Raw genomic sequence first — 12,109 nt, 5'->3', positions numbered from 1 at the left:
TGTTCATCATTTCAGCGGCATCGGAGGCCGCCTGTCCAAGTGAACCGCCCGTGACCCAAAAGGCGAGTCCCACCACGATCCCGATCGATAACGCTCCCAACCATCCGAGCCAATTGGCGCGCAGAGGTAACCAGCGCCAGGAGACAAACAGCAACAATGCACTAATGGCCAGCGCCAGGCTCAAATACAGAATGCGGCCACCACCCAGAATGCTCGCCAGATCCTGATGATGTATTCCAAATACCTCAAGGTTGGTACTCAAGTGTCCCACCCAAGGCAAAAAGGCCGAGGCATATAAGGTGGTGCGGGTCATGGCATAGGCCGCCAGTGCCATGACGATCACCGCAAGCAGCGCCTGGAGATTGCCTTGAGTGACTTTGACGAGGCTCCGTACCGGGCAGCCTCGGGCCAGCACCATACCGACACCAAATACGAAGCCGCCAATCAAATAACGCCCCCAGGCAAAGTCGGGCGAGCGGTACACGGGCCGTGTATTGTCCAGATCGATGCCACTGAGTGACTGAACCAGAGTGGTTGCAAGAATGGCGACACCAATGGCCGCCAAATAAACCGCAAGGCGTCGTCCGTCCCGCGATTGCCGATAGCTACTGAGCCCGCCGATCAGGCAGAAACGGGAAGACTGGGCCGCCAGACCAAAGACGATTGAAAGGGCGAGTACCCAGGATAAATAACTGGTAATTGCTGGTTCCACGATGATGCTCCTGTCTGGATCAGAGGGATGTGTTGATTTTGATAATGGACTGAATCTCATCGATGGGCGGCAGTACCGTCACACTGACTTCTTCAATGAACTGTTCGCGTGATTTACTCAGTGTCGGGTTATGACGTTTCTCGAAGCCGATCGTTGAGCAAGGTTTTCCGCTGATACCGCCGCCGCACGCGCTGCCGGCCTGCGCACCGGGCAGGATTTCAAGATAGTCCGGTAAAGGCAGAAGTCGAGTGACCAAGGAATCGTAGAGTCGATCGGCCATCTCATGTGTGCGTCCATGCAGATCGGGGCGCCCGATGCTGCCGACAAAAAGCGAGTGCCCCGTCAACACGAACCAAGGCTCATCGCCACGCGTGTGGTCGGTGACAAGCAGGCAAATATGGTCGTCGGTGTGACCGGGTGTGTGCAGCACCTTGACCGACACATTACCCAGTGAGAGCGTTTGACCATCAGCCAGCGGCAGGAACTCGAACGGCAGACTATGATCGCTTTCGTGTAATGCATATTTGGCCCCAGTCAAAGCAGCTAAGCGACGTCCACCCGAGACGTGGTCTGCATGGATGTGTGTGTCAACGACATATTGAATTCTCACACTACGCGCATGCGCCATGGCAGCGAAACGCGCCTCATCACCGGCATGAACGTCAACGGCCATGGCCAAACCTTTGCCGACGCAGCCAAATAAATAAGCTAAAGACGATTTATCACAGGCAACTTGTTCAAGAAACATATTGCGACTCCCCCGATTAAGGATGTTTGTGTAATGACACAACATACATTCAATCATTCTATTGAGTGTTTGGTCAATATGTTTCATACTGCAAGAAACTTCATCGTCGTTAATCAGGAAAACCACGTATGACGCATGTCCACGGTATTCGCCCAAATGCCGCCCAGTTCGTTTTGCAATTGCTTCAGGTATTCCTGGTTGGCAGCCTGGTGGGGATGACCCGAACCGTTCTCCCGGAACTGGCTGCGTCTGATTTTGGTCTGGCTGCCGGCTCATTCATGGCGCTGGCCACATTTGTCGTCGTTTTCGGTCTGGTCAAAGCGCTTTTGAATCTGTTCGCAGGCAGCTTGTCGGATCGGTGGGGTCGTCGGCGCGTTCTTATCGCTGGTTGGGTCTGTGCCTTGCCCATTCCCTTACTTATCCTGTTCGGCCCGAGTTGGGGCTGGATAATCTTAGCGACGGTGTTTTTGGGCATTAATCAGGGTCTGAGCTGGTCCATGGCCTTGAACAGCAAGTTGGATCTCACTCATGCGCGTCAACGCGGGCTGGTCAATGGCTTCAATGAGTTTGCCGGGTACGGCGGTGTGGCGATTGCCGGGATGCTGTCGGCTCTGGCCGTTCATGCCCTCGGCGCGCGCATGGGGCTGTTCATTTTTACACTGGCAATTATCGTGCTGGCTCTGTTGATTGCGCTGGTGGCGGTTCGGGAAACGCGTCCCTGGGCCATATTGCATCAAGGCAACTCCATGATTGAGCCAATTGGAATGCGCACCTTGTTTGCTTATGCCAGTTGGCAAAATCGATCACTACTGGCTCTGAATCAAGCCGGTCTGGTGGAAAAATTCACCGATGCCTTGGTCTGGTTGTTTTTCCCGGTATTTTTCATGGCCAAAGGACTGTCATTGGTCACATCCGGCTCATTGATCGCCGTCTATGGCGTGGTTTGGGGCGCAGGACAGTTGGTCACCGGCTCTTTGTCGGACCGGTTCGGCCGAAAGATCATGATCGTCGGCGGCATGTGGCTTTGCGGCTTGGGTGTGGTCGCCGTCAGTTTGAGCCAATCGATAGGGCTTTGGGGATTGGAGCTGGGATTGATCGGTATTGGCATGGCGATGCTTTACCCCACTCTGGGCGCAGCGGTGGCCGATCAGGCCGAGCCGGCTCAACGGGCGGGCATTCTGGGTATTTATCGCTTCTGGCGCGATTTGGGCTACGCCGTGGGCGGATTGCTCCTGGGGCTGACAGCGCAATGGAGTGGCGGGATTTTGCTGCCCTTTTGGCTGGTTGGATTTTCCATGACCGCATCAGGGTTATGGGTGGCAGTGGTTGCGAACAAAAGCCAATAAAAATTACCCATTCAATAACAATAGGTTGCTTCATTGTCAAAAAGACAAAATGTGATCGATTTTGGCGATTTCCCGTTCACTAGGGTGAATGCCACGGCTAGTTAACCCTGTTGAACACAGGCTGATTGCCCGATCAAGTTGAATACTGGCAAGTGATTAGGCAAACTGCCTCGATTGTTTGGCAAAGGAATGCGCTCATGAGTTCTGTGAAAATCCGCACCGGTTTTTCTTCACCGTTGCCACTACACCAACACTTTCGAATTTCATGCTTTTTACATGTCTTTGTGGTTTTGATCACGATAATGTGCACAGGTTTTGTGTCTGTCGCTTACGCAGATTTGTATCGCTGGACAACCAAGGACGGGATGGTGCATTTAGGCGATAACATGCCGTCATCTCAAGCCATGGAAGGTTATGATCTGATCAACCCGTCTACCGGCGAGGTCATACGGCACATCGACCGGGCGAAGACACCACAGGAACTCGCCGTCGAAGCCGCCGCCAAAAAGGCGGAAGAGCAAGCGGCAGAAAAAAAGCGCACAGAAGAAGAAGCACAAGCCCGACATGATCATATGCTGCTCGATCTTTACAGCAACACGTCCGATCTGGAACGGGCAAAATCGCAACGGCTGAGCGAAATTGATGGCCTGATCAAACAAACCCAGAACGCTCTGGATCGCGCCCATGAGCGATCAAAACACGCTCAGACCTCATCAGAGCAGCAAGCAGCATTCCAAGATATGCTGCAATTGAGCAAAGAGCTATTCGATCTACAGGCACGTCGTAACGATACTGTGAAACGTTTTGATACTGACCTTCGCCGCTTTGAACAGCTTAAAACCAAGCCATCCAATCAAGCTGGCAAGTAGCCAATTTGCATCAAGGCTTGTCGGCGAAATACCCGGAAACAGCCAAGTCATGCACGCGAACAATACCGGCCGGAACAACCCGTGCCGCTGGCACAAGCTTGGGCGTGTAGCCCAAGATCTGAGTTTCATGGTGAATGGCGTTGCCACAAGCTGAAAAACGCACGCCTTGCGCACTGAGCTTGCTAATAAATGGATCTAGCGGGTTGTCATTCGCAAAAAGCAGCTTTATTCCGGGGCCAAAGGCGACCACTTCGACATCGACCTTACCTTTGCCATAGTGCTCGAGTAAATGTTCAGCAACCGCCAACACCTCGTGTCGTCTGCTGGCATCGGCATCGCTGATCTGCAACACATACCGCGCGGTGACATCCGGTGTTTCCGCCTTGATGGCTTCGACACTTTTAGCCTGAGGGTAATGCGCGGCCTTGATGAGTGCGGTGACATCCACATGCGGTGTTTGGGCGGGCGGCGCAGCCAGACTGGCCACGGGGAGCAGAACAGACAGACTGAGCACGCCTGCCAGACTGAGCGGCTTGATGTGAACGGTTTTGAGCATCGCGATTTTCCTTTAGGTGCTTATAGGAACGTCGAGATTAGCTCAAAACAAATTGCCTTGCTATCTATTTAGCAAGCTCACATAAATACCCGCTCGCAGCTGTGCCGCGCCCAATCAACCACGAATCAGCGTGCCGACGCCCTTGTCCGTCAACAACTCCAGCAACACGGCATGCGGGACGCGCCCATCGATGATCTGAACCGTTTTGACTCCACCGCGCACGGCATCCAAAGCAAAATCAATCTTTGGCAGCATGCCGCCGTAAATCGTGCCGTTTTCGATCAAGGCTTCGACATCCCGCGCCGAAAGGCCCGTCAAAAGCTTGCCTTCCTTGTCCAGAACACCGGCCGTATTGGTCAGCAGCAACAGTTTTTCCGCACCCAACACCTGCGCGATCTTGCTTGCCACCACATCGGCGTTGATGTTGTAGGCGGCGCCATCCTCGCCCACGCCAATCGGCGCGATGACGGGAATGAAATCCTTGCTTTCCAGTAAATTGAGAATGGATGGATCGATGCTCGCCACTTCACCGACGTGACCGATATCGATGATTTCCGGTTCCAGCATATCTGCTGTTTGGCGGGAAACCTTGAGCTTTCTGGCGCGCACCAATCCGGCGTCTCGCCCCGTCAACCCCACCGCGCGGCCACCATGGCGATTGATGAGCGCCACGATGTCCTTGTTCACCAGCCCGCCCAGCACCATCTGTACCACATCCATGGTTTCCCGGTCCGTGACGCGCATCCCCTGAACGAACTCGCCTTGTTTACCGAGCTTCTCAAGCAACTGGTTGATTTGTGGACCGCCGCCATGGACCACCACGGGGTTCAATCCCACTTGTTTCAGCAGAACGATGTCGCGGGCGAATGCGTCCTGCAAAGCCTCGTCGACCATGGCGTTACCGCCAAATTTGATCACGATGGTCTTGTCGAACAGCCGCTGGATATACGGCAGCGCTTCCATCAATACTTCGGCGGTCACCTCTGGGGCGTAACTTGTCATGATGTTCCTCAAAAAATTTCGGTAAGTGGGTATAGGTCAGGCGCGACCGGTATGACCGAAGCCGCCGCTGCCCCGGTGGCTGGGCGTGAATTCTTCGACCGTCTCGAAGGCAACCTGCACCACCGGCACCACGACGAGTTGCGCGATGCGTTCACCGATATTGATGGTGAACGGCTGGCTGCCTCGATTCCAAACCGATACGAACAACTGCCCCTGATAATCGGAATCGATCAAACCGACGAGGTTGCCGAGCACGATACCGTGTTTATGCCCAAGCCCCGAGCGCGGCAGGATGACGGCCGCCAAGCCCGGATCTTCAATATGAATAGCCATGCCGGTGGGAATGAGTTCGGTTTGCCCGGGATCGAGCACCAATGGTTCGGACAAACAGGCGCGCAGATCGAGCCCGGCTGAACCACTCGTGGCGTAATCCGGGCGCGGGATGGTATCGCCAAGACGAACGTCCAGCCACTTGACTTCAACCTTGTTTTTCTTGCTATCAGGCATCTGTTTTTTCTCTGTTCATGATCTTGTCCAGCAAGGCAATCAACTGTGTTGCCAGCAGTGTTTTATCGGCGCGCTCAAACTGTTGCGTGCCATCGGCCCAGATGACACTCAAGGCGTTATCCGGCTGATCGAAGGCCAGTCCTGCGCCCACGAGGTTGGCGCAAATCACATCCATGCCTTTGGCGCGGCGCTTTTGTTCGGCATAGGCCTGAAGGTTTTCCGTTTCCGCCGCAAAACCGACCACGAAGGGTTTCGCTTTACGTTGTGCAACTTCGCTGATGATATCCGGATTTTTCACCAGCGTGAGCGTCAGCGAATCGACATCGGGCGATTTCTTGAGCTTGTGTTCGGCGGGTGCACTCACACGGTAATCGGCTACGGCGGCCGCGCCGATAAACACATCAATCTGCTCCACCGCCGCCACGGCCGATTGCATCTCCTGCGCGGTTTCGAGATCAAGCCGATGAACTCCAGCGGGCGTGGGCAGACTATTTGGACCGCAGATCAAGATCACGTCTGCACCAGTCTCACGCGCCGCTGCCGCCAGCGCAAATCCCATTTTCCCGGAGGAGCGATTGGCAATAAAGCGCACCGGATCGATCGGCTCGCGCGTTCCGCCTGCCGTAATCACAACCCGTTTGCCCCGCCAGTCGACGGTAGTGCGGGAAGTAAGAATCCGGGCTGCGATGTCTTCCGGCTCGACCATCCGCCCGGCACCCACTTCGCCACAGGCCTGCACGCCGGATGCCGGGCCGATCACGCGCACCCCGCGTTTTTTCAGCACATCCAGATTGGCCTGCACCGCCGGATGCGCCCACATCTGCTGATTCATGGCGGGTGCGACCGTCACCGGCGCGGTCGTCGCCAGCACGAGCGTGGTAAGAAGATCGTTCGCCATGCCAGATGCCATCCGCGCCAAAATATCGGCCGATGCGGGCGCAATCACGATCACATCCGCCCAGCGCGCCAGCGCGATGTGATCCATGCCCGCTTCCGCTTCGGGATCGAACAAATGCGTGCGCACCGGCTGGCCGGATACGGCCTGCAAGCTCAACGGCGTCACAAATTGTGTGGCACTCTCGGTTAACACCACGCGCACTTCGGCACCCGCGTCGCGCAGCCTCCTGACCAGCGTAATGGATTTATAGGCCGCAATGCCGCCACTAATCCCGACTAAAATCCTCATTATGTGTGTGCTCGTCTTTGTTGCCATGGGCATGTCTTTCAGGCCATAGTGTACCAGCACCACCGGAGAACCCAGCGCCAGCCATGACCCGATCCACGTCCCCTGACGACAAACCCGATAAAACCCCACATACGGCCCCTGATTCGCCAATAAAACGGCGGTACAAATGGCGCAGGTGGTTGATTGAGATCGCAGTGTTTGTCGGCGTATTGCTGGCGGTGCGCGCCTATATGGCGCCAGCGATTCCCGATGCTTATGAACGCACACCCATACCGGCAATCACCCTGCCGACAGTCACGGGCGGCACGGTGACGCTGGGCGGTGCAAACCCACGCCCCACAGCAGTAGTTTTCTGGGCAACCTGGTGCGGTGTTTGTCATGTCGAACTGCCCTGGATCAATGACCTGGCCAAAAGCCACCGCATCATTACCGTCGCGATGCAATCAGGCAGCGCCGATGACGTGCGCCAATACCTGAACAAAAATCAGCTCGATCACCTGCCCGTGGTCAATGATCCCGATGGGCAAATCGCCAAACAATTCGGTGTCTCGGTGACGCCTACCCTGTTTTTCATCGCGCCCGACGGCCGCATCACGATGGCTGAAACCGGCATCACCAGCCCCTGGGGAATCCGTTTGCGCCTATGGTGGCTCAGCTTATGATTCAACAAACTCAGAACACGATCGACCCGATCCTTGATCGCCTTGCTTCGGTACTCGCCAAAAGCACGGACACAGCGACGCTGGTGAGACCACTTCTGGAGTTGATGGAACATTTGACCGGACTCGATTCGGTGTACCTGACCCGCATCGACTGGTCCAAACAGGTTCAAACCATCGTGTTCACCCGCAACTGCCACGAGTTGGTGATTCCAGAAGGACTGGAAGTGCCGCTGGAACACACGCTGTGCCGCCGGGCGATTGAGGAGCAGCACTTTTTCGAGCCGGACGTACCCACGCACTGGGCCGATGCGCATCTGGCGATTGATATGGGTATTCAGACTTATCTCTCGGCCCCCGTGCGTCTGGCGGATGAGGAAATCTACGGCACGCTGTGCGCGCTCGGCGCAGATTCCACCGAAATCAGTCCATCCACCCAGCGGGTCGTCCAGTTGTTTGCCGACTTGATTGCGCATCAAATCGACCGCGAACGCTTAATCATGCACTTGCAGTCCGACAATCGGGCCATTGGTGAACTGGCGATGACCGACGCCCTCACGGGCCTGCCGAATCGGTTTTCGCTGCGACGCGCGCTCAAGCGCGAGCTGGCCAATGTGCGGCGGATGGACCAGGTGCTGCACCTGGCTTTTATCGATCTTGACCAGTTCAAGGAGATTAATGACCGTCACGGCCACGATGTCGGTGATCAGTTTCTCAAGGCCATCGCTGACTCCCTGCGTAACGGTTTGAGGGAGGGGGATTTCGTGGCCCGTTACGGCGGGGATGAGTTTGTCGCTTTCGGTATTTCAAAAAACACGGCAATCGCTGCAGATGAAGCGGCGTTCACCACGCATCTGTGTGACTTGACCTCCGGTCGATTTACGCTTGAGGCGACAGTCATAGATTACCCCGGCGCCAGTATCGGTGTCGTTACCTCGACCCCTGAAGATCACGATATCGATGAACTGATCGAGCGTGCCGATCAGGCAATGTACCGATTCAAAAAAAACCGCCGCGCAACGGAAAGATTTGGCGGCGGTGGCGAAAAAAACGCCTAAAGGGTGGGACTGGATATCCTAAAGTTCTACACGGATCGATAGCGCTTAGAACACGGCCGTCACCTGGAGCGCCAAACGGCCGCCCACGTCCAGCAGTTGATTGTTTTGAGCCACTGCATCCGCGCTGTAATGCCGCATTGCGTAATCGAGTGTGACGCGGGTTTTCGGCGTGAAATGGTATTGCACGCCCGCCGTCCAGGTGCTGAACCGGGTCTGGGTGGGTAAATCGACATTGCGCTGATAGCGGTCGTAGCGCAGATCCAGCTCCCACTTCGTATTGGGAATGAACCAGCCAGCCTCAACATATCCCCCGTTGGCCTTGAAGTCGTTAAACAGGGTTTGCGGGTTGTTTGAGCCTTGGTAGATCATCCCTTTGCCCCACATGTACTCGGCCGTCACGCGATACGGTTTCTTGAGATAGGTCACACCCGCGCCATATCGTTTGCGATCCTGCTCCTGTGCTGTGTTGTAGGCATTGGTTCGCTTGCCGCTCTGATACCAGGAAAACATCTTGACACTCGGGCTCATCGGCCCCTTGTTTTTCTTGTCGAACAGATACGCCGACGACCAGTAGAGGTACACATCCTTGCTGGCATTGCCGTCGGTCATCCGCACGCCGCTACCATTGCCCAGCATCGCCGCGTAGGTGTGTTCCCACTTGCCCACGTCGAACGCATCGAAGACTTGCACACCGACATCGCGAAAACCCGTCGCCGGATTGGAAAAGGCGTTCATATCCGCATCCGGAATGGTCTGTGGCGGAATATTCTTGTCGCCGGCATCCGGGAATCGCTCCAGTAGCAACTGATTGGTGACGTCGGTGTAATTGATGTAATTTAGGCTTCCGATGCCCTGTAGTCCTTCTTCGGCGCCGGGGTACTTGAACAGACCCAGCCGGACGCGGGCGCCCTTGATGTAATTGAGCGTCACGCTGGCATCCGTTACGACGGGCCGATAACTGCCATAGCGACCGCCATCGGTGAGCGAATTGTCGCCAAAATAGGTCATGATGAAGTAGTTAACCTTATCGTCCAGAAAAAACGGCGCGCCACGTACCCCGATTCGCGCACGCATGATGTTGAATGACGATTGGGTATCCAGATTGGGGCCGATCAATTTGGGTGGCACATATTTCCCGTTGTATGAACTGCTGAAATCCTTCTGATAGGTTGGCTGGATGAACCCCCACAATTTGACCGGTGGTGCAATGCCAGGTTTTTCCGTGCCCTGCAACATAATCCAGTTGGCGGAAAAGGCATTGGGCGCGGCAATAAGCAGGCCGCCGCATACTCCGGCGAGCAGGATTTTCTTCGAAACAGCGAAGGGCAATATTCTTATATTATTATTCATTAATGGATTCCTTTTATTAATTGTATTGGATTAATTATCTTGGTTTTATTTTCTTGGATTAAGGCTCAAGGACGTGAAACAAAAAACCCGGCCTTATTCAATTGCACCAAACGCACGATACCGGCAGGCACGATGCGCGCCTCGGGATTCAATTCCGGTTCATACCCCAGTTTTTTGGACATGGCGGTAATCGTGTTGGCGCAGGCACTAAACCGCACCCCTTCTGCCGCCAGCGATTGAATCTGATCACCCAAGGCATTGTCCTTGAACAGCAAACGCAGCCCCGGCCCGAAGGCGACGACCTCCACATCCACCTTGTCCGCACCATAAAACTTGATCAGGTTACTGGCGACATTGAGCACCAACTGTTGCCTGGGTCCATCCGCATCACTGATTTGCAAGGCCACGCGCGCCTCAGCAAACGGTTTTTCCTGAATGGCTTGCGAAACAGGTTCCGCCGCGGGATTTGCCATAACTGAAGGCGCGATGCCAATCAGCCCGAGCAAGAACGCGGTCATAAAGATTTTTTGTCGAATACGAATCATGGGGTTACCTCTTTGGTGAATGATTTTTATCTACCGCCGTTATTTGCTCGGGGCTAATGAGGAGACGAGTGCAGTTTTTTGTTTATTCCATTGATGAAATTGATGCACTAATTTGAATTTTCGAGATTATTCTTGGAATAAAACTCAATTGGATACCGTCTTTGATATATAGAGAGTTCAACTTATGTGGAGTAAAACGCATTGAGCCCATCATCCTTTTTATCTGGCGCATTTTTATTCGGGCGGTTGACCTTCAATCATCGCCTAGAGCAATTACGGCCTCGGCTTTATCGCCTGGCTTTTTCGTGGTGCAAGGAATCTTATCTGGCCGAAGATCTGGTTCAGGAAACCATGATTCGAGCGCTGCAAAAACAGACTCAGCTCAGGGATGAAGAGTTGATGGATCGCTGGGTTATTCGCATTTTGGCTAACCAGTGGCTGGATCATGTCCGCAATCGTGTCCACGACGATAACATTGACGACGTGGAGCAAACGCTCTCCATCGATGAGCAACAATCACCCGAGTGCATCCATTGCCGGGATGAAATGATCGAACGGGTCCGCAACGCTGTGATGCGCCTGCCGGAAATGCAGCGCATGGTGGTCACGCTGGTCGATCTGGAAGAATTCTCCTATAAGGAAGTAGCCACCACGCTCGATCTGCCGATCGGCACGATCATGAGCCGCCTGTCGCGTGGCCGTCAGTCTTTACGAAAGCTCCTGATCGAAACGAAAAATGCCGCAACTGAGGAGCGCAGCAAAAGCGAGTGCCACCTGAGGAGAGTTGTATGAATTACGCCCAGCAAAACAAATACCAAGACACACCCATTTCCGTCGAGGAAGTCAATGCCTTCATCGATGATGAGCTCATCCACGAAGATCGGCAGCGCGTGCGTGAACAGGTGAAAAAAAATCCGGAGCTGACTCAGTTGATCTGCGACATCGATCAGATCCAAGACTGGATCAAAGAGGCCTATGAGGTCGTACCGGAGCCAAAGAACCCCAAAACCAGATGGCGAGTTCACGCTCTGCTGCCCGGCGCGCTGGCTGCAATGACGTTGCTGACCGTCGGCGTGCTGGCTGGCTGGTTTGTGGGCAAGATGTCTTCCACCGACGCCGGTGGCGGTCATGCCGCAACCATGCTTCAGGCCAGAAATCAGGCGCAGAACGTTGAGTATGCGACTGCGCCGACCGCCGTGGCGCGCAACGTCATACTTCGACTGGGTTCCGACTCACCCCAGAAATTCAGGGAAACCCTGAACAGGGTCGAGCATGTGATGAAGACTTCGGCTCATCAACCTGGTTTCCAGATGGAGGTGCTCGCCAATTCGGATGGGCTCAACTTCCTGCGGGCAGATACGTCGCCCTATGCAAAACAGATCGAAGCCTTGATGAAGAAGTACCCGAACCTGCACTTCATGGTGTGCGGCACGAGCCTGAAAAACCTCCAGGAAAGTGGACAAAAAGCGGAGCTATTGCCGAATGTGAGCGTAACGTCTTCTGCCGTGGAGCAAGTTGCCCAGCGCATCCGTGAAGGCTGGAGCTACTCGGCGATTTAAGAAATCCGATGC

At 54.7% G+C, this 12,109-nt stretch carries 14 protein-coding genes; 6 read left to right on the top strand and 8 right to left on the bottom strand.

Annotated features, from left to right (window positions below; all coding sequences use genetic code 11):
• On the bottom strand, positions 1-712 hold a 712-nt coding region (locus M7R55_RS01465; RefSeq protein WP_298217845.1), incomplete at its 3' end, for a YeeE/YedE thiosulfate transporter family protein.
• A gap of 19 nt (positions 713-731) precedes the next feature.
• Entirely contained in the window at positions 732-1,460 is a 729-nt protein-coding gene (locus M7R55_RS01460; protein WP_298217843.1) for an MBL fold metallo-hydrolase, read from the bottom strand.
• Between the two features lie 128 nt (positions 1,461-1,588).
• On the opposite strand from M7R55_RS01460, the gene M7R55_RS01455 reads away from it, so the two are divergent.
• Positions 1,589-2,806 carry an MFS transporter gene (locus M7R55_RS01455; protein ID WP_298217841.1) on the top strand — a complete coding sequence of 406 codons (1,218 nt, stop codon included), beginning with the start codon at positions 1,589-1,591 and terminating at the stop codon, positions 2,804-2,806.
• Between the two features lie 206 nt (positions 2,807-3,012).
• On the top strand, positions 3,013-3,675 hold the full coding sequence (locus M7R55_RS01450; protein WP_298217839.1) for a DUF4124 domain-containing protein: 663 nt from the start codon (positions 3,013-3,015) through the stop codon (positions 3,673-3,675).
• Between the two features lie 10 nt (positions 3,676-3,685).
• Here the strand turns inward: M7R55_RS01450 and M7R55_RS01445 are convergent, their stop codons facing one another.
• The 4 genes from M7R55_RS01445 to coaBC form a co-directional block, all read right to left on the bottom strand.
• A complete protein-coding gene (locus M7R55_RS01445) occupies positions 3,686-4,231 on the bottom strand; it encodes a hypothetical protein (protein WP_298217837.1) in 546 nt (181 codons plus the stop codon).
• 114 nt (positions 4,232-4,345) lie between these two features.
• Positions 4,346-5,233: an acetylglutamate kinase gene (gene argB, locus M7R55_RS01440; RefSeq protein WP_298217835.1), complete on the bottom strand. Its 888-nt coding sequence runs from the start codon at positions 5,231-5,233 to the stop codon at positions 4,346-4,348.
• Positions 5,234-5,269: 36 nt separating this feature from the next.
• Positions 5,270-5,740, bottom strand: coding sequence for a dUTP diphosphatase (gene dut, locus M7R55_RS01435; RefSeq protein WP_298217834.1), 471 nt, complete (start codon positions 5,738-5,740; stop codon positions 5,270-5,272).
• The gene (gene coaBC, locus M7R55_RS01430) at positions 5,733-6,926 is read right to left on the bottom strand and encodes a bifunctional phosphopantothenoylcysteine decarboxylase/phosphopantothenate--cysteine ligase CoaBC (protein WP_298217833.1); all 1,194 of its coding nucleotides are present in this window, start codon (positions 6,924-6,926) and stop codon (positions 5,733-5,735) included. Before coaBC ends, dut begins: the two co-directional genes overlap by 8 nt.
• A 179-nt stretch (positions 6,927-7,105) precedes the next feature.
• On the opposite strand from coaBC, the gene M7R55_RS01425 reads away from it, so the two are divergent.
• Entirely contained in the window at positions 7,106-7,588 is a 483-nt protein-coding gene (locus M7R55_RS01425) for a protein disulfide oxidoreductase (protein ID WP_298217832.1), read from the top strand.
• Positions 7,585-8,643: a sensor domain-containing diguanylate cyclase gene (locus M7R55_RS01420; RefSeq protein WP_298217831.1), complete on the top strand. Its 1,059-nt coding sequence runs from the start codon at positions 7,585-7,587 to the stop codon at positions 8,641-8,643. The genes M7R55_RS01425 and M7R55_RS01420 overlap by 4 nt, the downstream gene beginning before the upstream one ends.
• A 45-nt stretch (positions 8,644-8,688) precedes the next feature.
• Here M7R55_RS01420 and M7R55_RS01415 read toward each other — a convergent pair whose 3' ends face one another.
• Positions 8,689-9,993 carry a porin gene (locus M7R55_RS01415; RefSeq protein WP_298217830.1) on the bottom strand — a complete coding sequence of 435 codons (1,305 nt, stop codon included), beginning with the start codon at positions 9,991-9,993 and terminating at the stop codon, positions 8,689-8,691.
• Between the two features lie 65 nt (positions 9,994-10,058).
• Positions 10,059-10,538, bottom strand: coding sequence for a DsrE family protein (locus M7R55_RS01410; protein WP_298217829.1), 480 nt, complete (start codon positions 10,536-10,538; stop codon positions 10,059-10,061).
• 201 nt (positions 10,539-10,739) lie between these two features.
• On the opposite strand from M7R55_RS01410, the gene M7R55_RS01405 reads away from it, so the two are divergent.
• Together M7R55_RS01405 and M7R55_RS01400 are read left to right on the top strand one after the other, a co-directional pair.
• On the top strand, positions 10,740-11,330 hold the full coding sequence (locus tag M7R55_RS01405; RefSeq protein ID WP_298217828.1) for an RNA polymerase sigma factor: 591 nt from the start codon (positions 10,740-10,742) through the stop codon (positions 11,328-11,330).
• Positions 11,327-12,097 carry a hypothetical protein gene (locus M7R55_RS01400; protein ID WP_298217824.1) on the top strand — a complete coding sequence of 257 codons (771 nt, stop codon included), beginning with the start codon at positions 11,327-11,329 and terminating at the stop codon, positions 12,095-12,097. The genes M7R55_RS01405 and M7R55_RS01400 overlap by 4 nt, the downstream gene beginning before the upstream one ends.
• Positions 12,098-12,109: the final 12 nt, after the last annotated feature.

Origin of the sequence: Halothiobacillus sp., from assembly GCF_027346185.1 — a bacterium.
Classification (GTDB): Bacteria; Pseudomonadota; Gammaproteobacteria; order Halothiobacillales; family Halothiobacillaceae; genus Halothiobacillus.
The sequence above is the reverse complement of the archived record's forward strand: the minus strand, read 5'-3'. Positions and strand labels throughout refer to the sequence as shown.

Bases quoted from the DNA above. Each gene is read 5' to 3' on its own strand.
- coaBC (WP_298217833.1), bottom strand. From the start codon at position 6,926: ATGAGGATTTTAGTCGGGATTAGTGGCGGCATTGCGGCCTATAAATCC.
- M7R55_RS01445 (WP_298217837.1), bottom strand. From the start codon at position 4,231: ATGCTCAAAACCGTTCACATCAAGCCGCTCAGTCTGGCAGGCGTGCTC.
- M7R55_RS01400 (WP_298217824.1), top strand. From the start codon at position 11,327: ATGAATTACGCCCAGCAAAACAAATACCAAGACACACCCATTTCCGTC.
- M7R55_RS01460 (WP_298217843.1), bottom strand. From the start codon at position 1,460: ATGTTTCTTGAACAAGTTGCCTGTGATAAATCGTCTTTAGCTTATTTA.
- M7R55_RS01410 (WP_298217829.1), bottom strand. From the start codon at position 10,538: ATGATTCGTATTCGACAAAAAATCTTTATGACCGCGTTCTTGCTCGGG.
- dut (WP_298217834.1), bottom strand. From the start codon at position 5,740: ATGCCTGATAGCAAGAAAAACAAGGTTGAAGTCAAGTGGCTGGACGTT.
- M7R55_RS01420 (WP_298217831.1), top strand. From the start codon at position 7,585: ATGATTCAACAAACTCAGAACACGATCGACCCGATCCTTGATCGCCTT.
- M7R55_RS01415 (WP_298217830.1), bottom strand. From the start codon at position 9,993: ATGAATAATAATATAAGAATATTGCCCTTCGCTGTTTCGAAGAAAATC.
- argB (WP_298217835.1), bottom strand. From the start codon at position 5,233: ATGACAAGTTACGCCCCAGAGGTGACCGCCGAAGTATTGATGGAAGCG.
- M7R55_RS01455 (WP_298217841.1), top strand. From the start codon at position 1,589: ATGACGCATGTCCACGGTATTCGCCCAAATGCCGCCCAGTTCGTTTTG.